Source organism: Paraburkholderia sp. NPDC080076 (genome assembly GCF_050281145.1).
GTDB lineage: Bacteria > Pseudomonadota > Gammaproteobacteria > Burkholderiales > Burkholderiaceae > Paraburkholderia.
The window spans coordinates 534,418-561,009 of sequence record NZ_JBNNWQ010000001.1 but is presented as its reverse complement, the minus strand read 5'-3'; the positions used below and the strand labels follow the sequence as shown (position 1 = coordinate 561,009).

24 protein-coding genes are annotated in these 26,592 nt (G+C 63.9%); 7 read left to right on the top strand and 17 right to left on the bottom strand.

Features of this window, described 5'->3' with window-relative positions; genetic code table 11:
• Positions 1 to 266: 266 nt before the first annotated feature.
• The 5 genes from pcaC to ACQKRQ_RS02515 all read right to left on the bottom strand — a co-directional run bounded on the left by pcaC (position 267) and on the right by ACQKRQ_RS02515 (position 4,327).
• A complete protein-coding gene (pcaC, locus tag ACQKRQ_RS02535; RefSeq protein ID WP_132378192.1) occupies positions 267 to 662 on the bottom strand; it encodes a 4-carboxymuconolactone decarboxylase in 396 nt (131 codons plus the stop codon).
• Positions 659 to 1,450 carry a 3-oxoadipate enol-lactonase gene (gene pcaD / locus ACQKRQ_RS02530; RefSeq protein WP_427474909.1) on the bottom strand — a complete coding sequence of 264 codons (792 nt, stop codon included), beginning with the start codon at positions 1,448 to 1,450 and terminating at the stop codon, positions 659 to 661. The genes pcaC and pcaD overlap by 4 nt, the downstream gene beginning before the upstream one ends.
• 5 nt (positions 1,451 to 1,455) lie before the next feature.
• Entirely contained in the window at positions 1,456 to 2,835 is a 1,380-nt protein-coding gene (locus tag ACQKRQ_RS02525; protein WP_427474908.1) for a 3-carboxy-cis,cis-muconate cycloisomerase, read from the bottom strand.
• 111 nt (positions 2,836 to 2,946) lie between these two features.
• On the bottom strand, positions 2,947 to 3,606 hold the full coding sequence (locus ACQKRQ_RS02520; RefSeq protein ID WP_427474907.1) for a 3-oxoacid CoA-transferase subunit B: 660 nt from the start codon (positions 3,604 to 3,606) through the stop codon (positions 2,947 to 2,949).
• A gap of 13 nt (positions 3,607 to 3,619) precedes the next feature.
• Positions 3,620 to 4,327: a 3-oxoacid CoA-transferase subunit A gene (locus tag ACQKRQ_RS02515; protein ID WP_132378200.1), complete on the bottom strand. Its 708-nt coding sequence runs from the start codon at positions 4,325 to 4,327 to the stop codon at positions 3,620 to 3,622.
• A 383-nt stretch (positions 4,328 to 4,710) separates the two neighbouring features.
• Here ACQKRQ_RS02515 and ACQKRQ_RS02510 point away from each other — a divergent pair, with 383 nt between their 5' ends.
• The gene (locus ACQKRQ_RS02510) at positions 4,711 to 5,640 is read left to right on the top strand and encodes a LysR family transcriptional regulator (protein WP_132378202.1); all 930 of its coding nucleotides are present in this window, start codon (positions 4,711 to 4,713) and stop codon (positions 5,638 to 5,640) included.
• Between the two features lie 136 nt (positions 5,641 to 5,776).
• Positions 5,777 to 6,415 carry a GTP cyclohydrolase I FolE gene (gene folE, locus ACQKRQ_RS02505; protein ID WP_132378204.1) on the top strand — a complete coding sequence of 213 codons (639 nt, stop codon included), beginning with the start codon at positions 5,777 to 5,779 and terminating at the stop codon, positions 6,413 to 6,415.
• Positions 6,416 to 6,447: 32 nt separating this feature from the next.
• Here folE and ACQKRQ_RS02500 read toward each other — a convergent pair whose 3' ends face one another.
• Entirely contained in the window at positions 6,448 to 7,353 is a 906-nt protein-coding gene (locus ACQKRQ_RS02500) for a DMT family transporter (protein WP_427474906.1), read from the bottom strand.
• A gap of 282 nt (positions 7,354 to 7,635) precedes the next feature.
• On the opposite strand from ACQKRQ_RS02500, the gene ACQKRQ_RS02495 reads away from it, so the two are divergent.
• The gene (locus tag ACQKRQ_RS02495) at positions 7,636 to 8,682 is read left to right on the top strand and encodes a VTT domain-containing protein (RefSeq protein ID WP_427474905.1); all 1,047 of its coding nucleotides are present in this window, start codon (positions 7,636 to 7,638) and stop codon (positions 8,680 to 8,682) included.
• A 33-nt stretch (positions 8,683 to 8,715) separates the two neighbouring features.
• Here the strand turns inward: ACQKRQ_RS02495 and ACQKRQ_RS02490 are convergent, their stop codons facing one another.
• Both ACQKRQ_RS02490 and ACQKRQ_RS02485 read right to left on the bottom strand, forming a co-directional pair.
• Positions 8,716 to 10,290, bottom strand: a complete 1,575-nt coding sequence (locus ACQKRQ_RS02490) for a sensor domain-containing diguanylate cyclase (RefSeq protein ID WP_427474904.1) — start codon at positions 10,288 to 10,290, stop codon at positions 8,716 to 8,718.
• A gap of 125 nt (positions 10,291 to 10,415) precedes the next feature.
• Positions 10,416 to 11,297: a CHAD domain-containing protein gene (locus ACQKRQ_RS02485; protein ID WP_408429317.1), complete on the bottom strand. Its 882-nt coding sequence runs from the start codon at positions 11,295 to 11,297 to the stop codon at positions 10,416 to 10,418.
• 271 nt (positions 11,298 to 11,568) lie between these two features.
• Here ACQKRQ_RS02485 and ACQKRQ_RS02480 point away from each other — a divergent pair, with 271 nt between their 5' ends.
• On the top strand, positions 11,569 to 12,162 hold the full coding sequence (locus ACQKRQ_RS02480) for a short chain dehydrogenase (protein WP_427474903.1): 594 nt from the start codon (positions 11,569 to 11,571) through the stop codon (positions 12,160 to 12,162).
• A gap of 195 nt (positions 12,163 to 12,357) precedes the next feature.
• Positions 12,358 to 13,944 carry an inorganic phosphate transporter gene (locus ACQKRQ_RS02475; RefSeq protein WP_132378216.1) on the top strand — a complete coding sequence of 529 codons (1,587 nt, stop codon included), beginning with the start codon at positions 12,358 to 12,360 and terminating at the stop codon, positions 13,942 to 13,944.
• Between the two features lie 109 nt (positions 13,945 to 14,053).
• Here ACQKRQ_RS02475 and ppk2 read toward each other — a convergent pair whose 3' ends face one another.
• Positions 14,054 to 14,980 carry a polyphosphate kinase 2 gene (gene ppk2 / locus ACQKRQ_RS02470; RefSeq protein WP_132378218.1) on the bottom strand — a complete coding sequence of 309 codons (927 nt, stop codon included), beginning with the start codon at positions 14,978 to 14,980 and terminating at the stop codon, positions 14,054 to 14,056.
• 163 nt (positions 14,981 to 15,143) lie between these two features.
• A complete protein-coding gene (locus ACQKRQ_RS02465; RefSeq protein WP_427474902.1) occupies positions 15,144 to 15,545 on the bottom strand; it encodes a VOC family protein in 402 nt (133 codons plus the stop codon).
• 197 nt (positions 15,546 to 15,742) lie between these two features.
• On the opposite strand from ACQKRQ_RS02465, the gene ACQKRQ_RS02460 reads away from it, so the two are divergent.
• A complete protein-coding gene (locus ACQKRQ_RS02460) occupies positions 15,743 to 16,786 on the top strand; it encodes a S1C family serine protease (protein WP_427474901.1) in 1,044 nt (347 codons plus the stop codon).
• A gap of 127 nt (positions 16,787 to 16,913) precedes the next feature.
• Here the strand turns inward: ACQKRQ_RS02460 and ggt are convergent, their stop codons facing one another.
• The 6 genes from ggt to ACQKRQ_RS02430 all read right to left on the bottom strand — a co-directional run bounded on the left by ggt (position 16,914) and on the right by ACQKRQ_RS02430 (position 23,811).
• Entirely contained in the window at positions 16,914 to 18,647 is a 1,734-nt protein-coding gene (ggt, locus tag ACQKRQ_RS02455) for a gamma-glutamyltransferase (RefSeq protein ID WP_132378224.1), read from the bottom strand.
• A 221-nt stretch (positions 18,648 to 18,868) separates the two neighbouring features.
• Entirely contained in the window at positions 18,869 to 20,272 is a 1,404-nt protein-coding gene (locus tag ACQKRQ_RS02450) for an MFS transporter (RefSeq protein WP_427474900.1), read from the bottom strand.
• 220 nt (positions 20,273 to 20,492) lie between these two features.
• Positions 20,493 to 21,257, bottom strand: coding sequence for an NTP transferase domain-containing protein (locus ACQKRQ_RS02445; RefSeq protein ID WP_408175208.1), 765 nt, complete (start codon positions 21,255 to 21,257; stop codon positions 20,493 to 20,495).
• A 27-nt stretch (positions 21,258 to 21,284) separates the two neighbouring features.
• Positions 21,285 to 22,304, bottom strand: a complete 1,020-nt coding sequence (locus tag ACQKRQ_RS02440; RefSeq protein ID WP_132378230.1) for a lysylphosphatidylglycerol synthase domain-containing protein — start codon at positions 22,302 to 22,304, stop codon at positions 21,285 to 21,287.
• Positions 22,301 to 23,113, bottom strand: a complete 813-nt coding sequence (locus tag ACQKRQ_RS02435; RefSeq protein ID WP_427474899.1) for a HalD/BesD family halogenase — start codon at positions 23,111 to 23,113, stop codon at positions 22,301 to 22,303. Before ACQKRQ_RS02435 ends, ACQKRQ_RS02440 begins: the two co-directional genes overlap by 4 nt.
• Entirely contained in the window at positions 23,110 to 23,811 is a 702-nt protein-coding gene (locus ACQKRQ_RS02430) for a CDP-alcohol phosphatidyltransferase family protein (RefSeq protein ID WP_427474898.1), read from the bottom strand. The genes ACQKRQ_RS02435 and ACQKRQ_RS02430 overlap by 4 nt, the downstream gene beginning before the upstream one ends.
• A gap of 241 nt (positions 23,812 to 24,052) precedes the next feature.
• On the opposite strand from ACQKRQ_RS02430, the gene ACQKRQ_RS02425 reads away from it, so the two are divergent.
• Entirely contained in the window at positions 24,053 to 24,487 is a 435-nt protein-coding gene (locus ACQKRQ_RS02425; protein ID WP_427474897.1) for a hypothetical protein, read from the top strand.
• 132 nt (positions 24,488 to 24,619) lie between these two features.
• Here the strand turns inward: ACQKRQ_RS02425 and ACQKRQ_RS02420 are convergent, their stop codons facing one another.
• Positions 24,620 to 26,572, bottom strand: coding sequence for a PhoX family protein (locus tag ACQKRQ_RS02420; RefSeq protein WP_427474896.1), 1,953 nt, complete (start codon positions 26,570 to 26,572; stop codon positions 24,620 to 24,622).
• Between the last annotated feature and the right edge of the window lie 20 nt (positions 26,573 to 26,592).

Here is a 26,592-nt window from a genome sequence, read left to right as displayed (position 1 = left end):
AATTCTGGAAGATGCTGATATAAAAACAAGAAAGGCTGAAATGTCCGCAAGAAAATTCAGCTTCAATGTAGGAATTTTCTGCAAAAATCAAGAGGAGTGGAATTCGCGGGTGAGTCACGCAGTGCGCAGCGTCCGGGTCGAACGCCGCCGGATACCAGGTATCCGTATCACAGCCCGTTGCGGGCTGGATGGAAACTAAACATCGTCAATGCTGAAAGGCAGCGCGCATTCGCACGCTGCCTGGCACGTCGTCTCTATGGCATTGCTTACGGCTGCGCTGCCGCCGCGTCATCTTCGCGGAACAGCTTATCCGCGAGGTGAAACGCCGAATTCGCCGCCGGCACGCCGCAATAGATCGCGGTTTGCAACAGCACTTCCTTGATCTGCTCGCGCGTCACGCCGTTGTTCTTCGCGGCGCGCAGATGCAGTGCGAGTTCTTCGCTGCGATTGAGCGCGACCATCATCGCGATGGTCAGCAGGCTGCGCGTGTGGCGCGGCAAGCCATCACGCGTCCAGATTTCGCCCCACGCATAACGGGTGATGAAATTCTGAAACTCTTCCGTCAACTCGGTACGGTTCGCAAGCGACCGGTCGACGTGCGCACTGCCCAGCACCGCGCGTCGCACATCGAGTCCGGCTTCATAGCGATCTTCGTCGTTCATTTCTGCTCCGTCAGGAAATCGATCACAGTCTTCGTGAAAGCGTCGGCTTTCTCGATGTTGGAAATGTGCGAGGCGTCCAGTTCCACGTAACGCGCGCCCGCAATCGACTGCGCCAGTTCGCGGCCTTGCGCCGGTGTCGCGGCCAGATCGTGCGTGCCGCTGATCACCAGCGCCGGCAGCTTGATGCCGGGCGCTTCGGGGCGCAGATCGGCGGCGTCGATGGCATCGCAATTCGACGCGTAGCCTTCCTTGTCGGTATGCACGAACACGTCGCGAATCATGGCGAGCACCACCGGCTCACGCTCGATATAGTCAGCCGTGAACCAACGCGGCAGGACGGCACTGGCCAGCGCGAGCATGCCTTCGCTGCGCGCTTTCGCGGCGCGCGGCACCCATACTTCCGGCGAACCGATACGCGCGGCCGTATTGCACAGCACGACGCGTTCGAAACGGTTGCCGTGGCGCGCCGCCAATCCGACGCCGGTCAGGCCGCCCATCGACAGTCCGCAGAAATGCGCGCGGGCGATCTTCAGCGTATCCATCAGGCCGATCACGTCGCCGGTCAGTTGTTCGATCGTGTACGGGCCTTTCGGCGCTTCCGAATGGCCGTGGCCGCGCGTGTCGTAGCGCAGCACGCGAAAGTGTTTCGACAGCGCCGCGACTTGCGGCGCCCACATGGACAGATCGGTGCCGAGCGAATTCGACAAGACGATCCACGGCGCGTTGCCGTGACGGTCGCCGTCGATTCGATAGTGAAGCTCGGTGCCGTTGACTGCGGCGTAAGGCATACCGGTTACTCCCTTGAATGGTCGCGCTGCGAGCGCGTGGTGTGAAGGGCCAGCGCGGCGTCCACATAAGCGTGCGCCTGGCCGACGTATTGAGCGGGATCGAGCAGTTGCTTCAGGCGCTCGAGCGGAAGATGTGCGGTGACGGCCGGGTCCGCGGCGAGCACGTCGAACAGCGTTTGACCGTCGCGGATCGCGGCTTTCGAGGCGCGCTCCACCAGATGATGCGCGTCGAGCCGGCCGATGCTGTCGCCGAGCGCGAGCATCACCGCTTCGCCGAGAATCAGGCCATGCGTGACGTCGAGATTGGCGGCAAGGCGCGGCACGTTCACGTTCAAGCCGGCGGCGATCTGTTCGATGTTGGCAAGCGCGCCGCCCGCGAGGCGCGCGAGGTCCGGCAGCGCATCCCACTCGGCTTGCCAGCCGCCGAGCGCGCGTTCGTGCTCCTGCACCATGCCGGCGAACACCGTGGCGACCAGCCCCGGTGCGCGCACGGCGGCCGTCAGCACAGCCGCGCAACCGACCGGATTGCGCTTGTGCGGCATCGTCGACGAACCGCCCTTGCCGGCCGCTGCCGGTTCGGCGAGTTCGTCGATTTCGGTTTGCATCTGCAGCGAGATGTCGCGCGCGATCTTGCCGAGCGTGCCGATCAGCATGCCGAACAGCGACGCCGTTTCGGCAATGCGATCGCGCTGCGTGTGCCACGGCAGCGTCGGCACGGCGAGGCCGAGTTCTTTTGCGAGCGACTGGGTGACGTGCGGCGCGGCATCGCGCAGACTCGCCAGCGTGCCCGCCGCGCCGCCGAATTGCAGCACCAGCACGCGAGCGCGCAACGCATCGAGCCGCTCGCGATGACGCAGCAGCGCGTCGAGCCATTGCGCGAATTTCAGGCCGAGCGTGATGGGCAGCGCCTGCTGCAACCAGGTGCGGCCGATCATCGGCGTGGCGCGATGCGTGGCCGCGAGTTTCGCCACGGCGTCGCAGGTGGATTGAAGCCCGTTGTCGAGCAGATCGAAGGTGTCGCGCAGTTGCAGCACCGTCGCCGTGTCGATGATGTCCTGGCTCGTGGCGCCCCAATGCACGTATTTCGACGCTTCGGCGTCGGCTGCCTTGACGCGCGCGGTGAGTTGCTTGACGAGCGGAATCGCCAGGTTGCCGCCGAGCGCGGCGTCGCGTGCGAGCGCGTCGGCGTCGAGTTGATCGGCCTGACAGGCGGCTTCGATCGCGGCCACCGCCGTCTGTGGAATCACGCTATGCGCGGCCGAAGCGCGCGCGAGCGCCGCTTCCACATCGAGCATCCGTTGCAGCGTGGCACGCGGCGCCCAGATGTCGTTCATCGGCTGCGTGCCGCAAAGAAGGCCGGTCAGACGGGCGCTGGATTCGAGCATGATGACGTCGATGATCGAGGATATCGGAAGTGAAGTGTGCGCCGCGCGGCGCCGGCATGCTAGCCGGCGCCTTCGCCGCGTCTCGCGGGCTCTCGGCCTCGCTCAGCCTGGTTAAGCCGCGCGCGCCGCCTGCGTGCCGTCGATCAGCGGCACGCCGGTCAGCTTGTGCAATGCGTCGAAATCGATGTCCGAGAAAATCTCGCGCACCACGAGGCCCTGGTCGGTCACATCGATCATCGCCAGATCCGTATAGACGCGGTCGACGCAACCTACGCCCGTCACCGGGTACGTGCATTCGGCGGCGATCTTGCTTTCGCCCTGCTTGGTCAGATGTTCCATCATCACATAGACCTGCTTCGCGCCGATCGCCAGATCCATCGCACCGCCCACTGCCGGAATCGCATCGGGCGCGCCGGTGTGCCAGTTTGCCAGATCGCCCTTGGCCGACACCTGGAAGGCGCCGAGCACGCAGAAGTCCAGATGGCCGCCGCGCATCATCGCGAACGAATCCGCGTGGTGGAAGTACGCGCCGCCCGTGAGCAGCGTGACGTGCTGCTTGCCGGCGTTGATCAGCTCGTCGTCTTCCTCGCCTTTGGCGGGCGCCGGGCCCATGCCGAGCAGGCCGTTTTCGCTGTGCAGGAAGATTTCCTTGTCGGCGGCGAGGTGGTTCGCCACCAGCGTCGGCACGCCGATGCCGAGGTTCACATAGGCGCCTTCGGGGATGTCCTGCGCAACGCGCTTGGCCATTTCATCGCGGGTCAGTTTTTTCATGTCGGTCTCCGAATCAGGCGGCAGCGTCGTGAGGATTGGGCATCGGGGCGTGGGCCGCTTGCGGCACTTCGATCACGCGCTGCACGAAAATGCCGGGCGTCACGATGTTTTCCGGATCGAGCGCGCCGAGCGGCACGACTTGCGACACCTGCACGATCGCGGTTTTCGCCGCACTTGCCATGATCGGTCCAAAATTGCGCGCCGTCTTGCGATAGGTGAGATTGCCCCAACGATCGCCTTTGTACGCCTTGATCAGCGCGAAGTCCGCATGCAGCGGCGCCTCCAGCACGTAGTGCCGGCCGTCGATCAAACGGGTTTCCTTGCCTTCGGCGAGCCTCGTGCCGTAGCCGGTCGGCGTGAAGAAGCCGCCGATGCCCGCGCCCGCCGCGCGAATGCGCTCCGCCAGATTGCCCTGCGGCACCAGTTCGAGTTCGATCTCTCCGGCGCGATACAACGCGTCGAACACATACGAATCGGTTTGGCGCGGGAACGAGCAGATGATCTTGCGCACGCGCTTGGCTTTGAGCAGCGCAGCGAGCCCGATGTCGCCGTTACCGGCATTGTTGTTGACGATGGTGAGCTCGCGCGCGCCCTGTTCGATGAGCGCGTCGATCAACTCCGACGGCATGCCGGCCGTGCCGAAGCCGCCGATCATGACGGTCGCGCCGTCGTTGACATCGGCGACCGCCGATTGAAGTGACTCGAAAATCTTGTTGATCATGTCGAATTTCCTTTTGGGGCGCTGCGTGCCGCCAGGCTGGCTGCCTTGCGGGCAGGGTTCGAGCGGGACGGTCTCCGGGCCAATGCCGGCGGCGGCTCGCCAAGTGCGATGCGAAGCTGGCGCCGTTAGTTTGCTCGCTTCAAATTTGTTCGTTACATGAACATGGATTCGTTTAGCGAACGCTGAGGCGATTATGGTTGTCCTTCGTGCGCGTTGTCAAGGCAGGGAATTCCCCCTAATCATAGGTTCTCGCTGCTTGCCATGCCGGTTAGTTGTTCGGGTTGGCCGGTCAAAGCGGAGAATCGCACTATCCTAACGGGAGATTATTGGGCTAACCTTTATCTACATATCAAATACGCGGCCCGCGCCGCAGGTTACCGAGCATGTCCGAAACAAACCTGGATCTGAACCTCATCCCCTACCTGGTTGCGATGGAAGACACGCGCAATGTCAGCCGCGCCGCCGAGCAGCTCGGCGTGAGCCAGCCACGCGTGAGCACCGCGCTGGGAAAATTGCGGGAGTACTTCGACGACCCGCTCTTCGTGCGCACGTCCAAAGGCATGGAGCCCACGCCGCGCGCGCTCGCCATCCTGCCCGCCGCGCGCGACGCGCTCTTGCGCATTGAGAAAGGCATGCTCGATGTGCAGGAATTCGACCCGGCCACCAGCACTCACACTTTCTCGATCGCGCTCTCCGACGTCGGCGAGATTGTGTTTCTGCCGCGGCTTCTGCAACTCTTCGCTGAACGTGCGCCGTTCGCGAATCTGCGCTCGGTGTCGGTCTCGCCGTCGCAGGTGGAACGCGGGCTCGAATCGGGCGACGTCGATCTGGCCATCGGCTATTTCCCCGATCTGGCGGGCAATAACTTCTTCCAGCAACGGCTCTTCACGCATCGCTTCATCTGCCTGATGCGCACGGGCCATCCACTGGCGAAGGCGCCGCTCACGCTGGCGCAGTTTGTGGCGTCGGGGCATGCCGTCGTGCGCGCCGAAGGACGCAGCCAGGAAGTCCTCGAGCAATACCTGGAAAAGAAGCGCATCAAACGCCGCGCCGTGCTCGAAACGCCCCACTTCATGAGCCTGCCGTTCATCCTTGCGCGCACCGATCTGCTGGCGACCGTGCCGCACGCGATCGGCTTCGCGTACGTGTCGGAGCATGCGTCGATCACGCTGGTCGAGCCGCCGCTGCCGTTGCCGCATTTCGATCTGCGGCAGCATTGGCATCGCAAGTTTCATAACGATCCGCGTGGCAGTTGGCTGCGCGGCGTGGTTGCCGAACTGTTCAACGACGCAATGGACGAATGGCCGAAATGAGCGGCGGCCGAGCGGCGCGCCCTGACAGCGAAAAGGGACATCGGCACGACGCGGCACAAAACATGGAACAATGGCCGCACTCATTGAACCCGCGCGCTCCGTACAGCGCCGACGCGCGATCCCGGAGGAGCGACGGATGACCAGCAGCAAGGCGAAGAAAACCAAACCCATAGCCGCCACTGAGCGCCCGAGCCGCGAGGAAGCTGAAGCAGCGGTTCGTGTGCTGCTGCGTTGGGCCGGCGACGATCCGGCGCGTGAAGGCCTGATCGACACGCCGGCGCGCGTGGTGCGCTCATACGAGGAGTTTTACGCGGGCTACCAGGTCGACCCGCGTGAGATCCTTGCCCGCACCTTCTCCGAAGTGGACGGCTACGACGAAATGATCGTGCTGAAGGACATCCGCTTCGAAAGCTATTGCGAACATCACATGGTGCCGATCATCGGCCGCGCGCACGTGGCGTATTTGCCGCAGCATCGCGTGGTCGGCATCTCCAAGCTGGCGCGTCTCGTCGATGCGTTCGCCAAACGCCTGCAGATCCAGGAGAAGATGACAGTGCAGATCGCTGACACCTTGAACGACGTGCTGCAACCAGCGGGCGTCGGCGTGATTCTCGAAGCCGCGCATCAATGCATGTCGACACGCGGCGTGCACAAGGCCGGCGTGACGATGGTCACCTCGCGCATGATCGGCACGTTCCGGACTGACCCGTCGACACGCCGCGAGTTTCTGTCGATCGTCGGCAATCCGGGCGTGGTGGCGGTCGCCAATACTTAGCTTAGGCGCAGTCGCAGCGCGACATCAGCGCCTCATGCCGCGCTGCGCCTCGTGCGCATCTGCCCAAAGGTGGCCAGCAATACCGCGCCCAGCACGCACGCGACACCGGCCAGTTGCGCCGCGCTGACGGGTTCGCGCAACACCAGCGCGGCCAACGCCACCGCGCTCACCGGCACGAGCGCGGTCATCAACCCCGCCTCCGCACCGCTGATTCGCGCGGCCCCCGCATACCAGAGCACGAAGCCCGCCACGGTCGGCACCAGCGCGTAATACAGCACGCCGCCAAGTGCGCTCGCATCGACCGGCAAGGTCCATGGTTTTTCGAAGCAGGCCGGCACGATCGCCACCGCGAAGCCGATGCCGCACATCAACGCCGACAGCGGCAACGGCGCCACCGCGGTGCGCAGCTTGCGATTGAGCAGAATGAACAGCGCCTCGCAGACGATCGCGAGGAACACGAGCGCGTTGCCCGCCAGAGAACTTGCCGCATGCGGCGCGGTGAACTCGCCGGGATGCACGGTGCACACCAGCACGCCCGCCGTCGCCAGCAGGATCGCGCCGATCACCGCGGGCGCGGGGCGCTCGCCGAGCGCGAGCATGGCGACGCCGGCCGATACGGCGGGCAAGGTGCCGGCAATCACGCCGGCATCGGCAGCCGAGGCGAGCTTCATCCCGCTGATCAGCAACACCGTATAGCCGACACTCCCCGCGCCCGCCTGGGCGATGACGAGCAAGGTATCGCGGCGGTCCAGACGCGGCCAGCGCACGCCTCGCCAACGCATTACCAGCACGAACAACGGAAAGGCAATCGCGAAGCGCAGCGCGGTCGCGCTGAACGGCGGCAGTCCGGCCGCGATCGCTTTGCTGACCACCACCGTGCTGCCGACGCCGAGCATCGCCAGCGCGCAAAACAGATATCCGGCATACCGCGAGTTCATGGTGCTGTCCTCTTCGTTGGATCGAGCACGCAGAGTAGAGGCATGGCGAGCGGCGGTCTTGAACGAAATTGCAGAGACAAAGCGAGTCAATGAACCAGCTCAGCCGGATCGCGATGACGCCGTCAATGCTCGCCCGGCGCCAAATCCATCGAGTATCCTGAGCGAACGGAACCCCGCTCGAATGAAAGCCGACCAGTAGGCCGCCCGGGTACACGCTTTGCAACCGCGTGAAAAAGCCCCCGAAGCACGTCGGCTCAACCGCAAAAAACAGGAGCGCCTCAATTGGTAGAATTTCCGTCTTCGGCGGTGTCAACCTGGGGTGGCGCGGTCGTGTTCCTCAACGTCCTGTTGACGCGCCTCGGCGTGCCGATCCCCGCGGTGCCCGTGCTGCTCTTCGCGGGCTCCGCGATCGCCGCCGGCACCCTGTCCTTCTGGCCGGTCCTCGGCGCGGCCGTGCTCGGCGCGCTGATGGGCGACGGCGCATGGTTCACGGCGGGCCGCCTGTATGGCCGCAAGCTGATTGCCGCGCTCGGCCGGATCTCGCCTGCCGTCGATTCCAAGGTGGACCAGGCGCGCGCGCTGTTCGAGCGCTTCGGTGTGCCGCTCGTCTCGATCTCGAAGTTCGTCCCCGGGCTCGCGCTCATCACCCCGCCGCTGATGGGCACGACCGCCGTCGACGCCCGCATCTATGCGGCCTACGATTTCGCCGGCGCCCTCGCGTGGGCCGCCTTCTGGCTGGTCGGCGGCGCCGCCGCGGAACGGCAGCTGCATATGCTGCTCGACTTCGTCAAAGCCCGCGGCGGCACCGTCATCGACGTTTTGCTGGCCACGGCTCTCGTGTTTCTCGCCTTCCGGCTGCAGCAACGACGCCGCGCACGCCGCCGTTTCGCCGATGCCGCCTCGGCTACGGCGGAACGGGCAGCCGCCGGCGGCTGGCGCCGCATCGCGCCGCCCAGGGTGCTCGACGCCCGTCCGCAAGCGCCCGCGCTCGAAGCGCCGTGCCGCATTCCCGGCGCGCTCGCGCTCGATCCGCATTCGCAGGAGCAGATCGACGGCGCACTGCGGACGTACGACATGGTGATCTACTGCATTTGCCCGGACAGCGCGACCGCCTTCGAGATCACGCAACGCATGCGTCACAACGGCTACACGCGGATTCGCGCACTGCGGGGCGGCCTCGATGCCTGGCAGCGGCGCGGCTTTCCGGTCGAACCGCTTGCACCGGCCGGCGAGCCGACCACCGGCAACCGAGCACCCGAGGCGCGCGGCGAGGCGCGCGGGGCAATCACGTTGCGCGGCTTCGCCCCGCGCAGCACGCAAGGCACCTGAGCCGCGCCGGTCGCGGTTCAGCGTTGGCGCCGCTTACATCGAGGAATGCTGGGTCATTGGACGTTCAGCCCACGTGGCCGAACTGACGCGATTGCGGCCGGCCGCCTTGGCGGCATAAAGCTGCCGGTCGGCGGCGGCCAGCAGATCGAGTGCATGGGCGCCCTCGGCCGGCACACAGGTCGCGCAACCCACGCTCACGGTGACCGCGACGATTGCACCGTCGCTGCGGATCACATCCTGGCTCTGCACCTTGCGACGAATCTTCTCCGCCACATTGAGCGCGCCCTCGGCCGGCGTGTCCGGCAAGATCACGGCGAACTCCTCGCCGCCGTACCGGGCCACCACGTCGACCGCGCGGCGCACCGTCGCCGCGATGCATTCGGCCACCGCGCTCAAAGCCTCGTCACCGCTCGCATGGCCGTAGGTGTCGTTGAATCGCTTGAAGTGATCGATGTCGATGAACAGCGCCGAGAGCGGCTGGCCCGTGCGCCGCGCGCGCCGCCATTCTTCGTCGAGCCGGTTATCGAGCACGCGGCGGTTGCTCAGTCCGGTGAGCGGATCGGTTGCGGCAAGACGAACCAGCGCCGCCTGCGCGCGCAGCTTGTCGCGCAACGCGAACGACAGCAGCCACGAGACCATCACGAAGACCACACCGAACGTGAGCGTCAGCCCACCGACGATCCGGCTGCGACGCCACCACGGCGCCAGCACTTCGTCCACGGCGGGCGCGACCACCGCGATCAGCGGCGTGCCGGGTACGCGCGCGTATGTGTACATACGCCGCACGCCGTCCACGGCCGAAATCGCCGCATACGTGCCCGCGTTATGCGCGGCCATCACCTGGAACGTCGGCGACTTCGCGATGCTCGAGCCGATATCGCGCGACGAGAGCGGCTTGCGCGCGAGCAAGGTGCCGTCGTCCATCACGACGAACACCGAGCCCAGCCGGCCGGTATCGATCCGGTCCAGCAGGTGTTGAAAATATTCGATGCGAATGGCCAGCAGCGCGACGCCGGCGAACGTGCCATCGGCTTGGTCGATGCGCCGCGTGAGACCGATGGAGAGTTTGCCGTCGCGCAGCCGGGAGCGGAACGGGTGCGAGAAATACAGGCCCACGGCGGGGCTGCGTTGATGGGCCAGAAAATAGTCGCGGTCGGCAAGGCGCACCGCGGCATTGACCTCGCCGCTCTGCGAGGCGATCACCTGCCCGTCCCGGCCGATCACGTAGGCGCCGCCCAGGTAGGCCGCGGTCGTCGCCCGGTCGAACATCACCGCGCGCTGTACGCCGGCGGGCAGCGTCCAGGCGGCCTGGTTGCGCGCCCCGTCCACCATCGCCTGCAATGACAGATCGTAGATTTCGACGTTGCGTTCGAGGTCGGTGGAAATGATCGCGACGAGGTTTTGCGACGTGTCGCGCGCGTGATCGAGCGCATCGGCGCGGCCGGTGCTGAGCGTCAGCAGCGTCAGGCCCGCCATGGACACGGCCACCAGCGTACCGGCCATCCCCGCAAAAAACGGGTGATTACCCACGTATCGCGATACGCCCGTGCCATAGGCGCGCAACCTCTTGCGCCAGCGCCGACGCAGCGAAAGCGTTTGACGTGCCACGTGCGCATCACCTCCTTCGCAGACGATCCGCATGGCACAACCCGTGCGGACGCGCAGCCAATGTTGTTATTCGGATGCGATTCGTGCCGTTTCGTTCGCGGCCGCGCGCAACAATGCGCCCAGCATCATAGTTTGCGCAGCAGTCCGGCCGCCGAGCGCATCCGGCGTTTGCGCTCCTTGCCAAGCCAGTGGAGCGCCGCATCCGTATCGCCGGAGCCCGCGAGCAGAGCAGCATTATCGCGCAGCAACATCTCGCTCGCGACCACATCGTTCAGCGTACCGAAACGTTTCTGGATCTGCTTCAAACGCTTGAGGGTACGTTTGTGGCCACTGCTCAGGACGGGTTCGAAAAACTCCAGTAGATAGCGCAGCTTCTTTCCCGCCTTCCTCACATTGTGAAAGGCAACGTAGTTGGAGCGCTTCGCCCGACGCGCGCGTTTCATCCGTTTGTTTAACGAACGCTCTGAAGCGGCCACACGTTGCCTCGCGAATTTCCGCAGCGGCATGCGTTCATGCGCGGTATTCAATTCTTTGGACGCGCTGGACAAGGCTTCGCGCAGCAGATGCTTGACGTCCGCGTTCGAGAGCGTTTCGCGGCTTGTCGACAACGCGGCGCCGCGAGCGTCCTGGAGTTTGGGCGCGATTTCACTCGTGCCGGTGCGTGCACCGTTGTCGTCGTGTATCAGCAATTCAATCAGAATGTCCCAGTCGCGCGTTTTGCCGGCAGCCGTGGCCAGAAACTTATACAGCGCACGTTGCCGCGTGTTCTCGCCTTTTTCGAGCAACGGCTCGAAGGCCCACCATAAGGAGCGCAAACGGCGCAGCGAGACACGCAATTTGTGCAGCGCTTCCGGCGACGCGTCTTCGCGCACCGCGTTGGCGTATTCGATCGCATGATCGACGAGAGGCGCCGCATATGACGCGAAGGCCTCTTGCGCAGAGTGCGCGCCGGCGGCTGGATCACTGTCAGCGGGTCGTTTATCGACTTTCAGGCTGTCGCGCGTCATTGAAGCCCCTTGGGAACACCTTATCCACAGACTAGCAAAAAAAGGTCCTGGCGGATATTCGCGCGTTTATTTCGTCGCGATCCATAGCGCGCACGCACGATCCGATGCGCGAGTCATGCACCTCACGGCAGGCTTGTTCCTTTTTCTCCCTTCGACGGCAGGGCGCCGTGGAGCGACTATCTTTAACAGACGCGATGGCGCTCAGCGGCGAACTGGCGCCGCGGTCCATATGAATGCAGTCGACACGCGTGGCCTACTCTCAGGAGGTTCTATGCGAATACTGATTGTCGGTGCAACGGGTCTGATCGGCGGCGAAGTGGTCAAGCTGCTCGGTGCCGAACACGATATCGTCACCGCGAGTCGCAAGGGTTCCGATCTGCACGTGGACCTGTCGAACAAACCCAGCATCGAGTCGATGTATCAGCAAGCCGGCACACTCGACGCGGTCATCTGCACCGCCGGCGCAGCGAAGTTCGCTCCACTCGCCTCGCTCTCCGACGAGGATTTCTCGTTCAGTCTTGCCAACAAATTGATGGGCCAGGTCAACCTGGTGCGGTGTGGCGCGGCGCATGTGTCGCAAGGCGCGTGCTTCACGCTGACGAGCGGCGTACTCGCGCAGCAGCCGATGGAAGGCAGCGCGGCCGTCAGCATCGTGAACGCCGGCGTGGAAGCGTTCGTGCGCTCGGCGGCGCTCGAGTTGCGTGGCAAAGCCCGCGTTAATGTGGTCAGCCCGGGCTGGGTCGCCGAGACGCTCCAGTCGATGGGCCGCGATCCGTCGCAAGGCGTGCCGGCCGCCGTGGTCGCGCAAGCCTACAAGCGAAGTCTGGGCGGCAGCGCAAGCGGCGAAGTGTTCTCCGCTTCTTAGCTGGGCCGCTCGCCCGAGTTCTTTTCGGACATCTGAGCGTCAGGATCCGACACCAGGAAACCGCACATCGAAGCGGCGCGCAGCCAGTGGCCGCGCGCCGCCGCATCCCGCATGTGCGTCACGCAACTGTCATCATTGCGACACACACGCCCCGCACGATCGGAAACTCCGCGACAAACTTTTGGGGCTCACGTCATGCCGGAACTTTCGTATCCACAGCCAGGCACTGCTAGCGGAAAGGGGCGCAACATCAGCCTCGTCATTTTCCTTGCCGTGATACTGGTCGGTGCGGTTTATTGCGCCGTGCACTTAATGGACGATCTGCAACCCGTTCGCGAAAGCTCGGTAATGCCTTACCTGCTGCTCGGCATTGCGCTTCTGATCGCGCTGGGTTTTGAGTTCGTCAACGGCTTTCACGACACGGCGAACGCGGTTGCAACCGTGATCTACACGCATTCGCTCGCGCCGAACCTGGCCGTGGTGTGGTCAGGCGGCTGGAATTTTCTCGGCGTGCTGACGTCGAGCGGCGCGGTCGCCTTCGGCATTCTGCAACTGCTGCCCGTCGAACTGATCTTGCAGGTCGGCAGCAGCGCCGGTTTCGCGATGGTCTTCGCCTTGCTGATCGCCGCGATCATCTGGAATCTCGGCACGTGGTGGTTCGGACTGCCGTCGTCGAGCTCGCATACGCTGATCGGCTCGATTATCGGCGTCGGCCTGATGAACCAACTGATGCACGGCACCGACGGCACGAGCGGCGTGGACTGGAATCAGGCGCTCGGCGTCGGCAAGTCCTTGCTGTTCTCGCCGCTGGTCGGCTTTCTCGCGGCAGGTTTGCTGCTGCTGATCCTGAAAGCCGTGGTGCGCATTCCCGCGCTGTATGCCGAACCGAAGGGCAAGGAGCCGCCGCCGTTCTGGATCCGCAGCCTGCTGATCCTGACCTGCACGGGCGTCTCGTTCGCGCACGGCTCGAACGACGGCCAGAAAGGCATGGGCCTCATCATGCTGATCCTGATCGGCACGGTGCCGACGGCGTACGCACTGAACAAGGCGGTGACGCCGGCAGAAACGCAAACCTTCCTCGCCGTCGCGCATGAAACCTCGGCGACGCTCGCCAAATACACCCAGGGCGCCACGCCTTCGGCCAATCCGCGCGCCGATGTCGAAGCCTACGTGCGCACGCATCAATTGACGCCCGCCACGTTGCCGGCGCTGCAACAACTGACCGACATCATTGCCGGCCAGGTCAGCTCGTCGGGCTCGATGGCTGCGGTGCCGCAAAATATCGTCGACAACGTGCGCAACAACATGTACGTGGTCTCGGAAGCGATCCGCCTGATGGCCAAAAACAAGCAGCCGGCCTTCTCGCCGGAGGACGCCAAGGTGATCGGCAACTTCAAGGCTCAAACCGATCACGCCACCAAGTTCATTCCGACGTGGGTCAAGGTCGCGGTGGCGATCGCCCTCGGTCTCGGCACGATGGTGGGATGGAAGCGCATCGTCGTGACGGTCGGCGAGAAGATCGGCAAACAGCATTTGACGTACGGACAAGGTGCATCGGCTGAACTGGTGGCGATGCTGACGATCGGCGCCGCCGACATGTACGGCCTGCCGGTTTCCACGACGCATGTGCTCTCTTCGGGCGTGGCGGGCACGATGGCGGCCAACGGTTCCGGCCTGCAATGGGGCACGGTGCGCAGCCTGATTCTCGCCTGGGTGCTGACGCTGCCGGTTTCCATCGCGCTCGCGGCTGGCTTGTACTGGGTGTTCCGGGCGGTGTTTTAAGCCCTCACGGCGGCCAGTTCCTCAACCGGTCGCCGCCTCCGGGAACGGCATAAAAAAGCGCGGCTCGCGGCCGCGCTTTTTTTATTTCATCGACCGGTACGCTGATCGGTCAGTACAGCTCAGGCACGATCATCGACGCCGGCACCGGCTGGCGGCTGTATTCGTCGTGATAGACACGCGCGGGCAATTCGATAGTCGAATGCTCGATCTCGTGATACGGCACCTGGCTCAGCAAATGGTGAATGCAGTTCAGGCGCGCGCGCTTCTTGTCGACCGCCTGCACGACCCACCACGGCGCTTCGGGAATGTGCGAGCGCTGCAGCATCACTTCCTTGGCCTGCGTATAGGCTTCCCAGCGGCGCCGGCTTTCCAGATCCATCGGACTCAGCTTCCACTGCTTCAGCGGGTCGTGAATGCGGTTCTGAAAGCGGATTTCCTGTTCTTCGTCGGTAATCGAAAACCAGTACTTGAGAATCTGCACGCCGCTGCGCGCCAGCATCTTTTCGAATTCCGGCACCGAACGGAAGAACTCTTCGTATTCTTCGTCGCTGCAAAAATTCATCACGCGCTCGACGCCCGCGCGGTTGTACCAGCTGCGATCGAACAGCACCATTTCGCCGCCGGCCGGCAGATGCGACACGTAGCGCTGGAAATACCATTGCGTGCGTTCGCGGTTATTCGGTGCCGGCAGCGCCGCCACGCGGCACACGCGGGGATTGAGCCGCTGCGTGATGCGTTTGATCGCGCCACCCTTGCCGGCCGCATCGCGCCCTTCGAAAATCACCACGAGGCGATGGCCGGTCTGCACGATCCAGTCCTGCAATTTGACGAGTTCGCCCTGCAACCGGAACAGCTCGCGGAAGTACATCTTGCGCGCCTCGCGATGCTCGGGCGTGAAGCCGTCCGCGCCGTCGATGATGCGGTCGTCGACCTCCATCTCGAGTTCCTCGTCGTACGCGTCGATCAGGTCCTCTTCGAAACGGCGCTGCCGCTCGGCCATCAATTCGGCCTCGGGTCTCGAATCCAGCTCTTTCATTGCGGCTCTCCTGGCAACGGAAATGATTAGGCGCGCGGCGGCAAACGCGACGCGGACGCGTTCGATTATCGAAGCGGCAGGTGTCAGCCGTGTTACCAGTGCGGCGCGCGCGCCCGGTCGATGTCCATGATAGCGAGTTTTGCCGGGCCGCCCGGCGCTGACGTCACGCGTTCAGCGGTTTCGCGAAGCTGATTTCGTGGCCGTCAGGATCGGTGATGTGGAAATAGCGCTCGCCCCACGGCGCATCGGACGGCTCGAGCGACGGCTTCAGCCCCGCCGCCAGCGCTTTGCGGTAGATCGCGTCGACGTCGGACACATAGATGATCACGCGGCCCCACCAGGCGACCGGCGCGCGCGTATCGACGATCAGGTTCAGATACGAGCCGCCGAACGCAAACGATGTAAATGCCTCCTGCGGACCGCCGAATTTCATCGGAAAGCCGAGAGCTTCATAAAACAGCACGGCGCGCGGCATATCGCGGGTGGCCAGTGTGATGGCGCTGATCGATTCGATTTGCGGTGCGGAGGCCCCGGTCGGCGAGGCTGACGTGGCGGGTGAGTTCATGGCGGCTGCCTCCTTGGCATGGCTGGAGTCTCACGTGCCCAGCACGGTGCATGCCGTGCCGTTGGCCGCGGTGCTCGCATGGGCTGGCTTCATCCGGAAAGTGTCTCACAGGCCGCGACGCCGCGGCGCGCCTCGCAGGCCCTTGAAAACCTACGCGACGCCCCGCATCTGCCATTCCGTTTATCCGGAGCATCGCCATGGGAAGCCGCCCACGCTTCGTCGATGACCTGTCGCGCGCCGCATCCGACGCCCCCGGGCCCGAGACACTCAATCCTTTATCCGACGACGCCCTGCTCGACGCCTACTCCCGCACCGTGATCGGCGCGCTGGAACGCGTTCAGCAAGCCGTCGCTTTCATTGCCGTCGAACGCCGCCTGCCCGGCGAGCCGTCCAGCCGCGCAAGCGGCTCGCGCGGCGGCACCGGCTCGGGCTTTCTGTTCACGCCCGACGGTTATCTGCTCACCAATAGCCATGTCGTGCACGGCGCCACCCACATCACCGTGACGCTCGCCGACGGCGCGAAATTCGACGCCGATCTGGTCGGCGACGATCCCGGCAGCGATCTGGCCGTTTTGCGGATCGGCTCGCCGGAACCCTTGCCGCATGTCGAACTCGGCGAGTCGTCGAAGCTGCGCGTCGGGCAGATCGCGATCGCGGTCGGCAATCCGCTCGGCCTCGCGCAAACCGTCACGACGGGCGTGGTGTCGGCGCTCGGCCGCTCGCTGCGCTCGAACTCGGGCCGCATGATCTACGACGTGATCCAGACCGACGCCGCGCTCAATCCCGGCAATTCGGGTGGTCCGCTGATCAATTCGGCGGGCCAGGTGATCGGCGTGAATACCGCGATCATTCCCGGCGCGCAGGCCATCTGCTTTGCCACGGCCATCGACACCGCCAAGTGGGTCATCATGCAGATCTTCGCGCATGGCCGCGTGCGGCGCGCGTATATCGGCGTGGCGGGCACCACCAGGCCGCTGTCGCGCCGTGTGCAGCGCTACTTCGGCTTGAACTCGGAAAGCGGCGTGCATGTCATGGAGATCGTCAAAGGCAGCCCGGCCGCGCTCGGCGGTCTGCGCACCGACGATACGATCATCGCGATCGATACGCAGGCCGTGCAGGACGTGGACAGTTTGCAGCGCACGCTCGACGCATCGCGGATCGACAGACCCGTCAACGTGACGGTGTTGCGCGGCGCGCAGCGGCTCGAATTGACGTTGACGCCGGTCGAGCAGGCTAGCTGAAGCAACGTTAGCCAGCACGCCCTCGCCCACAAATAAAAAGCCTCGCGTTCAGTCGAACGCGAGGCTTTTTATTAACCAGCGGCGCATCTCATCTCAAGACGCGCCGCCCAATTCCCTGCAAAAACGCTTACTGGATCACGCGCGTCACACCACGGCCGCGCGGATCGGCCGCGGCTTCCGGTGTATCGCCGTTGACCTTGATCGCCTGGATATCGCCGCTGAAATCCTGCCCCTTCAGCGTGTAGCCCTTGGCTTCGATCTGCTTGGCGAGTTCACCCTCGATCGGCTTGTACGGCTCCCAGAAGATCGTGTTCGGCGGCAACAGCTGATGATGGAAGCGCATCTCGGCGACAGCCTGCTGCAGCGGCATGTTGTAGTCGTAGACGTTGTTGATCACCTGGAAGATCGACGTGAAGATGCGCGAGCCGCCCGGCGTGCCGATCACGAGCGACACCTTGCCGTCCTTCGTCAGGATCGTCGGGCTCATCGAGGAGAGCGGCCGCTTCTTTGGTTCGATCGAGTTCGCGTCGCTGCCCACCACGCCGAACATGTTCGCGACGCCCGGCTTCGCGGAGAAGTCGTCCATCTCGTCGTTCAGCACGATGCCCGTGCGATCCGCCACCACGCCCGAACCGAAATAGCCGTTGATGGTGTACGTGTTCGACACGGCGTTACCCCACTTGTCGATCACCGAGAAGTGCGTGGTTTCCGCTTTCTCCGGCATCGACGTGCCGAGGCCAGGCTGCACGCTCTTCGTGTCGGACGGCGTGTTCGGATTGACTTCGGCGGCGCGCTTGGCGATATACGCGTCGTCGGTCAATTGAGCGACCGGCACCTTGTAGAAGTCAGGATCGCCGAGGTACTGCGCGCGGTCGGCGAATACGCGCTTTTCGATTTCCGCGATCAGATGCACGTATTGCGCGGAATTGAGCGTGACGTCCTTGAAGTCGGGCGCAATGTCGGCCTTCATTTTCAGCAGTTGCACGAGACCGATACCGCCCGAGCTCGGAGGCGGTGCGGTGTAGACGCGATAGCCGTTCCAGTCGGCCTGGATCGGCTGACGCCACACTGCTTTGTACTGTTGCAGATCGGCCTTGGTGATCAGGCCGTGACCGCGCATGGACGCCGCGATCAGGTCAGCCGTCTTGCCCTGATAGAAATCTTTGGCGCCTTGATCCGAAATGCGCTGCAACACAGCAGCCAGATCCGGCTGCTTGAAGTTGACGCCCTGCTTCAGATTGCCGAAGTAGGTATCGAAGTTGGTCTTGCCGGCGAAGTCTTTCGCGGCATCGTCACGGCGTTCCTGCAATTGCTGGCTGACCTCGAAACCATCGCGCGCGTAGTGGATGGCCGGTGCGAGCACCTGCTTCCACTTGAGCTTGCCGAAGCGGCGCTGCGCCTGCCACATGCCGTCGACGGTGCCCGGCACGCCCACTGCACGGTAGCCGAACAGGCTCATGCCTTTGATGACCTCGCCCTTGTCGTCGAGATACATGTTCTTGGTCGCGGCCAGCGGAGCGCGCTCGCGGTAGTCGAGAAAGTACGGCTTGCCGTCGACATAGAGCGTCATGAAACCGCCGCCGCCGATGTTGCCCGCTTCCGGATACGTGACGGCAAGCGTGAAGGCGATCGCTACGGCCGCGTCGACGGCGTTGCCGCCTTCCTTGAAGATCTGCTCGGCGGCGTCGGCGCTGAACTTGTCCGCGACCGCTATCGCTGAGGCGGTGAGTACAGCCGGTTGAGCTTTCGCGGGCGGTTTCGCGAGTGCGGGCGTGGCCTCGAGAAACCCGGTTGAGACAGCGACGAGTGCGACCAGCGCGAATCCGCTTGCCGACGATTTAACGTTGCGGAACAACTTCATTGCCTATCCCCCAAGAAGACTTTTATCCGATGAATACAGATGTCTTGGAGGTTTATAACATGTGAACTGCTCGCTTGCGAAGCCGCTAGATGTCGTAGGGTCTATGTTGCGGCACACAAAAACACCGGTTCGACGGCATGCAAAAACGCTGGTCAAAACGCCCGGGACAGAGGCATTCGGCAAGCCACATGCCGCGGAACATGGCGCACCGCGTATTGCGCTTACGCCCGCCCGCGACTGCCGCGCGCAATCTCATCGCCGGCGCCGTGCGGCAGTCGCGCGGTGATGGGAATCGACATGAACGAGAACAGACCGACCACGAGAAAAGCCGGCCAGAAATCGGAGAACACAATGGTCGAATGACCCTGCACGTTGTGCGAAATCTGCAGCACGATACCCGCGATCGTCACACCGAGCCCCAACGAAATCTGCTGGATCACGCTCGCGACGCTCGTCGCGCGGCCCACGTCGCGGCTCGGAATATCCGCATATGCCAAGGTATTCAACGAGGTGAACTGCAGCGACGGAAAGAAGCCGCCGAACAGCACGACACACCAGATCAGCCAATGCGGCGTGCCGGGAAAGAACAGACCGTAGACCGCGATGGCGAGGCCCGCACAGCCCGCGTTGAACATCAGCACGGTGCGGAAACCGAAGCGCTCGAGAATGCGCGACGCCGCCGCCTTCATGAAGATCGAGCCGAACGCGGACGCGCACGTGATCGAGCCCGACTTGAACGCCGTCATGCCGAGCCCTTCCTGCAATGCGAGCGGCAACAAAAACGGCACGGCGCCGAGACCGACACGAAACAGCGATCCGCCCACCACGCTCGCGTGAAAACTCGGAATGCGCAGCAGTCGCAGATCGAGCACAGGCAGTTCGACGCGACTCGCGTACAGCATGTACAACGTCAGCAACATCACGCCAATCACGCACATGCCGACCGACACCGTGTTCGACACCAACTCGCCGCCCACCAGCGAAAGCCCCAGCATGAACAGCGACGCCCCGCTCGCGGACAAAAAGAAACCAGTCCAGTCGAGCCGGCCCGGATGCGCTTCGCGCACGTTGGCAATGTGTTTGTTCGCGAGCCAGATGCCGAGCAGGCCAATTGGAATGTTGATGAAAAAGATCAGACGCCAATGCAGATAGGTCGTGATGAAGCCGCCCAGCGGCGGCCCGACCACCGGTCCAAGCAAAGCCGGCACCGTCAGATAGTTGACCGCGCGAATGAAGTCGGACTTCGGCACCGAACGGAAAATGATGATGCGGCCCACCGGCACCATCATCGCGCCGCCAATGCCTTGCACGAAGCGCGCAACCACGAACGTGCCGAGCGACGTGGAAGCCGCGCACATCAGCGAGCCCGCCATGAAGACGCCGATGGCCGTGCGAAACACCGTGCGCGAGCCGAAGCGGTCAGCGACCCACCCACAGATAGGAATGAAGACGCCGAGGCCGATGACATACGCCGTCACGGCGAGCTTGAGGGTGATCGGATCCTGGCCGAGATCGCGCGCCAGAACCGGCAGCGACGTCACGATGACCGTGCCGTCCACGTTTTCCATGAACATCGCACACGCGACGATCAGCGGAACAATGAAAGTGCCTAAAGCGAGAGGCATTGGCAAGGCGACGGGTTGCAAGGCCGTCGGTGTAAAGCGTCGATTATGGCATCGCATCGGCAACAGATGTTGTTGCGCGAGGTCTTTTCGTACGCGCGATGGTTGAGCGTGCAACGAACCACCGGGCGATGCAAAGGTTCGAGGGATAAGCACAAAAAGGTTGAGCCGGCATTCAGCCGGCTCAACCTTCGATACGTCAGCGAAGAGGCAGACGAACTGCTTAGCGCGATGCGCTGACCAGCGGCTGCAACTGCGGCAGGATCTCGGTGCTCGCGCGAGCCACGTCGTTCGGGAAGTCGATTTCGATCCAGGGTGCGCCGGTCACGTCGGCAGTATCGAACACCTGGCTGCGCTCAAGCAGCAGATCGCGCACCGCTTCTTCGTGCGGCATGTTGGCCCGGTCGCTGTCTACATAGCCGGCCACGATCTGCGCAAAGCGCTGCGCGGTTTCCTGACGGAAGCGGAAGAACCCGACCGATTCGCCGATGGTGTCGTACTCGAGATTGACGGCGAGCTGCTTGCGCAACTCGACCGGCACGCCGTCTTTCAGACACAGCTTGACGGGTTCGTCGCCGGCTTCGAAATCACGGTCGATCAACAGGCGGTTGACCGTCTCGCCCGCCACCAAAGCGGCCAGAATGCGCTCGTCGTAGAGCACGTCGGCGTCCATCAACAGCACGTCGCCGCCGCGCGTCAGCGCCTCGGCCACCGTGTGCACCGTCAGCACGCTGCCCAGGTCGTAACGCGTGTTCAGCACCGTTTCCACCTTGTGCGGCCAGTTGATGCGCTCCAGTTCCGCCTGCACCGATTCCGGCTGAAAGCCGAGCGCCAGCACGACTTCAGTCACGCCAGCGGTTTCGAGCATTTGCAGATGCCGTTCGAGCAGGCTCATGCCGTCGAATTGCAACAGACACTTCGGGAACTGAGCTTCCGGCGGTTGCTGGAGACGCAGGCCGAGGCCCGCTGCGAGGATGATGGCACGCATGCGCGGTCCTTTGAAAAAATACGGAGTTTAATCGACAACCGGCACGCGCCCTGTCGCGCGGCGCCGTTGCCAGCTTCGTTCGCTGAAGTGCAAAACCAGCAGACCCGGCAAGCCTAGCAGGATTTCGCGGGCGCGCTTGGCGAGCGACAACGCCAAGGCCGCGTCCGGCGGCAAACCCACCAGCGGCGCGAGCAGCAGATAGCCGCCTTCCTGCACGCCGAGCGAACCGGGAATCATGAACGCCGCGCCGCGAATCGCTTGCCCCAGGCTTTCGAGCAACAGGGCGTCGACCCAATCGACCGGATGACCGAGAAAGCGCAGCGCGAGCCACACCTCCACCGTGCCGACGATCCAGCCCAGCAGGCTCATCAGGAAGCTCGCCGCCACGCGGCCGCGCTCGCGGTACATGGCCTGCACGGCGGCATCGACGGCTTCGGCACGCGTCATCAACGAAGACCAGTCGCGCTTGCCGAAAAGCTTCGAGACCACACCGAGCAAGCGCCCGAACAGACCGCGCCGCTGTGCATAGTAGAACCCGACGATCATCGCGCCCAGCACGCCGGTGGCGATCAACGTCGCGGTCTGCAAATCGTGCAGCGCGCCGTGCGCGGCATAAGCGCCGAACAGCAACAGCCCGCCCAATGCGAAGAGAATTTGCGCGAGAGCCTGCGCGGTCGTGCTGACCGTGATCGCAGCAGCCGCATCGCGCATGCGCATGCCACGCTGGGACAGTTGCCGCACCATCACGACCGGGCCGCCGATCTGGCCGGCCGGCAACAGGCTATTCACCGACTCGCCAATCCAACGCGCGAACAGCGCGTCGCGCAAGGTCAGATCATGATGCACGCCGTCACGACGAGGATGAAACAGCACCGAGATCGCGCCGGCATCGAGAATCAGCGGTACGAGGTGAAACGCCGCGACGAGCGCGAGTCCCCAGCCGGCCGCGAGCAGCGTCGAGGCGACCGTGCCGAAACCCTGCCACGCGAGCAGGCCGACAAACAGCGCCGTCCCGATCGACAGCAGAATCAGGGCCGCGCGGCTCATGCGCGGTCCTTCCCGCGTCGGGTCATCTGACGAAACACCTGGCGGAAGCCGAAGTACGCAATCGCGTCCTTCATGTTCGAGATGAAACGACGCCACGGCCGCATGTTCGGATCCGTCACGTACTCGAAAGTGAGCGAGACGCGCATTTCGTTCGCGCCAGCGGGCGTGATGCGATGGCGCAGCTTGTCGCCGTCGAAAAACACGAGGCCGCCCGGCGGAATCTGCACCGAGCCCGGCTGATCCGCGATATCCGGATTGCGCGTGTGGAGCTCGTAGTCGAGCCGGCAAGACGATTCGTCGATCACGCCGAGCAGCAGCGTGTAACGGCGGCCGTCATAGTACGAAGTATCGTAGTGCCAGCCGATATGGTCGCCCGGCCGCGTGTAGTAATACAGCGCGTACGCATGCGGATCGTCGGCGGGCGAGAGTTGCAGCTTGTCGCCGCTCAGTTGCTCCAGCCAGCCGATCAATTCCTTCGAGCGGTACAGCTCGGCGATGAACGGCGCAAGGCGGTCGATCGTATGACGGCTGACGCTGCCGCCCTGCTTGTGACCCGGCAGATAGTTGCGGTTCACCTCGTCGAGCAGCGAACGCGCGCTGTGGACGAGCTGCGCCGTGACTTCGGGCGCGAGAAAGTCTTCCAGATAAAGAAACGCGCCCTGCTCCGCGAAATCCTTGCGCAGACGCGGGTTGTCGAACGCGCGCGTGCGGCTCGCGACCGCGCGGTCGGCATTCGGTGCGGGCGAAGCAGCCGGCGTACGTCCGACCGGAGCGGACGCGATCACGTCGTTTTCGGCCTGCGTACTCATTCGCTGGCCCACATCTGGCTAGTTTCGGTCTTGCCGGCGGCAGCGGCCGCCGGGGTAGCGGCACGGCGCGCAACGCGCCAGTAGTCAATCACCACCCAAACAGCGAAAAGCGGCGCGCCGATCGACGCCACCACGACGAAGGGCAGCACGACGCTCGTCAACGTGACGATCGGCAGCAGATACAAGACGTCTTCAGTTTCGAAACCGCCGACGGATGCCTGCTTCGTGCCCGCCTTGCCGGCCATTTCCTCGATGCGCATGCGCAGGAAGAAAATCAGCGCGATCGCCACGCCGGCCACGCCGCCGAGCACACCCGGCGCGACTCTCAATCCGGCGATGTGCGTGGCGCCCGCTCCCACGCCCATGCCGACGAACAACATGACGGTGACAAGGGCATCGCAAGCGAGGTCGTAAAAATGACCGATCCGGCTCGACTTTCCGCCGATGCGCGCGAGTTCGCCGTCCGTATGGTCGACAAAATTCGACAGCACGATCAGGAAGGCGCCGGTGTTGACCCACGCGAATTCGCCGTGAGCAAGGCAGAGCGCGCCTGCCAGCCCGATCAGCAGGCGCAGCGTGGTCAGATGGTTCGGCGTGACCCACGTGTTCACGAGCGGAGTCACGAGCCGGCGGGCGAGCCGCGCGTCCCATGTTCTGGGCGGCGGAACGTTAATTGGAGGTTGGGGTCGCGAATTCATAACCCGGAAATATATACGGGATCGCAAAAGATTGCTTTCTTACCGTACGTTTCTTTACCCTCCGCGCGTTGCCGATCTGTGCTGGCTGTAAAGCAAGATTTGCCGAATCGCGATAAAGTGCAAACCAGTTGCGCCTGCCCTCAAGGGGATCACGTCGATGCGCAACGTCTTTTCGGGTCTCGAGATCACGCCACCGCCCGTTGCGAACACACTACATCGAATCGGGTGGCCGTCCACGCTTATGAAACGCTTTTTTTCGTCTGTACTCCTTGCTCTGGTGGCCGCCGCGCTGCCGCTCGCCAGTTACGCCACCGCGCTCGACGCGCCGCTCGCCTGCAATGAAAGCGGCCATCAGTTCATTGCCGACCTTGCAGAGCAACAGATGATCGACCCGAAGCCCACGCGCGTGGAGAGCAATTCGATCAATGCCTTCTCGCCGACCTCCGGCGCGGATCTGACCGCATACGGCTTTCGCGTGTTCGCGGTGGTCGGCTACGAAAAAGACGATCCCATGTTCCGTGTCGGCGACGGCGAGCCGGTCGCGCGTTCGGCCTACGGCGTCGTGGTGTTCGGCAGCGAAGCCAAGGTTCGGAACGCGATTGCCGGCACCGGCAGCACGGCGATCGTGCACCGCGTAGCGCCGCTTATTACGGCGATTTTTTGTAAACGGAGTTGAGGCGGCGCGCGGTCACCATGCTTGCGAGAATTGGCCGGCCAAAGAGATGGACGCCGGGTTTCGGCGATCCCGTGCGCGGCCTGACCGACACGCCATCACGCGCGTGGCAGGCCGATCCCACGCACACCCTTTTTACAACTTGATCCCCGCCGGATCCGCCGTCAGATACCCAACCGTCGCCCCGAACCGGTCCTTGTAGTTGGCCCGCACGAGCGGATCGAGCGTCGACTTGATCTTGTCGTGCAACGGACTTTCCCAATCGCCGACGTGCTGAAAGTTGCTCATCACGTAAGTCCAGCCATTGATTTCGTCGACGGCGTGCAGGCCCGTCGACTCGGCGCCCGCCGGACAAGAGAGCACGCGCGCGAGCGTCTTCGTGTCGACGTTGTACGCCCACAGGAAGTTGTTCACGTGCATGCCGCTGTCTTCGCCGATAAAGAGCGTGCGCAGCTTCTCCGAGAACTTCAGGTTGTCCGGGTTCGCAATCCGCTCGGGGTTAGCGGTGTTGCCGAGCGCATCGGCCGCTGGCAGATCCTCGCCGACCAGCGCCGCCGGCGCGGCCATGTCGACCGGCACCCATTCGCTGTTGATCGCGGCGCCGCTGCGGTCGCGCTGGCCGCCCTTCATGTTCAGCGCGTAGACCGCGCCGGCGTTGATGGTCTTGTCGACGGCCACGTCGGTGGATGCCGCATTGCCGCGCACCATCGACTTCTCGATGCGCGACATCGCCGAATACAGCACCTTGTCCTTGATATTGACCGTCGTGCCTTCGAGTTTCGTGAAGCCCATGCTGCCGCCGGCCAGCGCCGCGTAGCGATGCGTCTCGAGGCACGTGGCCGCCTGGGTCATGCCGGGCTTGATACGCACCCAGTTGAAGGTGCCGTTGTAGTTGATCTTCGTGTAGGCCGGATCGAGCGGGTCTTTGGTCGCGACGTCCATGATGTCGCTCGCGCGCAACTGGTTGGCGAGCGCCTCGATTTCGTCGCTGGTCGCGTGGCCCAGGTTGATCCACGACAGCGTCGCCGCGCCCGCGCCGCTCGCGGACACTTGCGTCCACTTCGCGACGTACAGCGTGCCCGCCGACAGATCGGCTTCGCGATCCGCGATGAACATGAACAGGCCGCCGTTGGTCGCGTCGTCGCCCATCAGCACGGTGCGCTTGTCCGGCATCACCTGAATCAGCTCGTGCGAGATGCGGCCGAGGCAGTAGTGCTTTTTGATCGTGCCTGTACCGTCCGGATTGACGGTGACTTCCGGCAGATGCCCGTAGTGATACGGGTTCGCGGTGGTTTCATCGCCATACAGGCTGCGGCTGAAGCCCTTGAACTGGCCGTTGCCGGCAATCGTGGTGGCGTCCGGCTCGTACTCTTCGCTCGACAGATGCGTATTCCACGGCGACAGGCTCGCGCCGCAGGTGATCCACAAACCATGCGCCTTCGATGTATCGACGTTCGAATACCCCGCCAGCGTGAGCTTGCCGGTGGCCGGATCCTGATCGAGCGTGAGCACGGCGATCGGCGACGGCAGTTGGCCGTACATCGACACCAGACTCTGATCGCGGGTCGCGTATTCAAACTGCACGACGGCGAACACCGCGTTGCCCTTGAGGCCCTTCACCGCCGGATTGTCGAGGCGGATCAGCGAGCTGCCGTCCGGGCAATCCGAGTAGAACTGGCGCTCTTTGCCCGCCACCGATTTATCGACGATCGGCTGATTGTTGATGTCGAAATAGCCGCCCGCTAGGATCGTGCCGCCCTTCACGTTCGGCACATTGTCGCCGGTGACGAAGAACGGCTGATACGCCAGCTTGAACGCGCGGCTGCTGCCGTCGCTCAGTTGCACCGTCAAAGTCGAGGCGACCGTGGTCTTCGCCATGGCGGCGGGGTCGGCCAGCGTCGGCGCGGCCATGCTCGCGAATGCCGCGGAGACGAAGTTCGCGACCGGTTTGACCGGCGTCGCCAGTTCGTCGCTGCCCCCGCAAGCGGTCAGCATCGAAGCCGTGGCGAGCCCGCCGAGCGGCAGCATCGGCGCGCCCACGAGGAGTTTCAGGGCCTTGCGGCGGGAAAGGTCGAGCGGCTCTGCCATGTTGTCGTGATCCAGTGTTT

Excerpts from the sequence above, each read along its gene's own strand:
- pcaC (WP_132378192.1), bottom strand. The coding sequence starts at position 662 with ATGAACGACGAAGATCGCTATGAAGCCGGACTCGATGTGCGACGCGCG.
- pcaD (WP_427474909.1), bottom strand. The coding sequence starts at position 1,450 with ATGCCTTACGCCGCAGTCAACGGCACCGAGCTTCACTATCGAATCGAC.
- ACQKRQ_RS02525 (WP_427474908.1), bottom strand. The coding sequence starts at position 2,835 with ATGCTCGAATCCAGCGCCCGTCTGACCGGCCTTCTTTGCGGCACGCAG.
- ACQKRQ_RS02520 (WP_427474907.1), bottom strand. The coding sequence starts at position 3,606 with ATGAAAAAACTGACCCGCGATGAAATGGCCAAGCGCGTTGCGCAGGAC.
- ACQKRQ_RS02515 (WP_132378200.1), bottom strand. The coding sequence starts at position 4,327 with ATGATCAACAAGATTTTCGAGTCACTTCAATCGGCGGTCGCCGATGTC.
- ACQKRQ_RS02510 (WP_132378202.1), top strand. The coding sequence starts at position 4,711 with ATGTCCGAAACAAACCTGGATCTGAACCTCATCCCCTACCTGGTTGCG.
- folE (WP_132378204.1), top strand. The coding sequence starts at position 5,777 with ATGACCAGCAGCAAGGCGAAGAAAACCAAACCCATAGCCGCCACTGAG.
- ACQKRQ_RS02500 (WP_427474906.1), bottom strand. The coding sequence starts at position 7,353 with ATGAACTCGCGGTATGCCGGATATCTGTTTTGCGCGCTGGCGATGCTC.
- ACQKRQ_RS02485 (WP_408429317.1), bottom strand. The coding sequence starts at position 11,297 with ATGACGCGCGACAGCCTGAAAGTCGATAAACGACCCGCTGACAGTGAT.
- ACQKRQ_RS02480 (WP_427474903.1), top strand. The coding sequence starts at position 11,569 with ATGCGAATACTGATTGTCGGTGCAACGGGTCTGATCGGCGGCGAAGTG.
- ACQKRQ_RS02475 (WP_132378216.1), top strand. The coding sequence starts at position 12,358 with ATGCCGGAACTTTCGTATCCACAGCCAGGCACTGCTAGCGGAAAGGGG.
- ppk2 (WP_132378218.1), bottom strand. The coding sequence starts at position 14,980 with ATGAAAGAGCTGGATTCGAGACCCGAGGCCGAATTGATGGCCGAGCGG.
- ACQKRQ_RS02465 (WP_427474902.1), bottom strand. The coding sequence starts at position 15,545 with ATGAACTCACCCGCCACGTCAGCCTCGCCGACCGGGGCCTCCGCACCG.
- ACQKRQ_RS02460 (WP_427474901.1), top strand. The coding sequence starts at position 15,743 with ATGGGAAGCCGCCCACGCTTCGTCGATGACCTGTCGCGCGCCGCATCC.
- ggt (WP_132378224.1), bottom strand. The coding sequence starts at position 18,647 with ATGAAGTTGTTCCGCAACGTTAAATCGTCGGCAAGCGGATTCGCGCTG.
- ACQKRQ_RS02450 (WP_427474900.1), bottom strand. The coding sequence starts at position 20,272 with ATGCCTCTCGCTTTAGGCACTTTCATTGTTCCGCTGATCGTCGCGTGT.
- ACQKRQ_RS02445 (WP_408175208.1), bottom strand. The coding sequence starts at position 21,257 with ATGCGTGCCATCATCCTCGCAGCGGGCCTCGGCCTGCGTCTCCAGCAA.
- ACQKRQ_RS02440 (WP_132378230.1), bottom strand. The coding sequence starts at position 22,304 with ATGAGCCGCGCGGCCCTGATTCTGCTGTCGATCGGGACGGCGCTGTTT.
- ACQKRQ_RS02435 (WP_427474899.1), bottom strand. The coding sequence starts at position 23,113 with ATGAGTACGCAGGCCGAAAACGACGTGATCGCGTCCGCTCCGGTCGGA.
- ACQKRQ_RS02430 (WP_427474898.1), bottom strand. The coding sequence starts at position 23,811 with ATGAATTCGCGACCCCAACCTCCAATTAACGTTCCGCCGCCCAGAACA.
- ACQKRQ_RS02425 (WP_427474897.1), top strand. The coding sequence starts at position 24,053 with ATGAAACGCTTTTTTTCGTCTGTACTCCTTGCTCTGGTGGCCGCCGCG.
- ACQKRQ_RS02420 (WP_427474896.1), bottom strand. The coding sequence starts at position 26,572 with ATGGCAGAGCCGCTCGACCTTTCCCGCCGCAAGGCCCTGAAACTCCTC.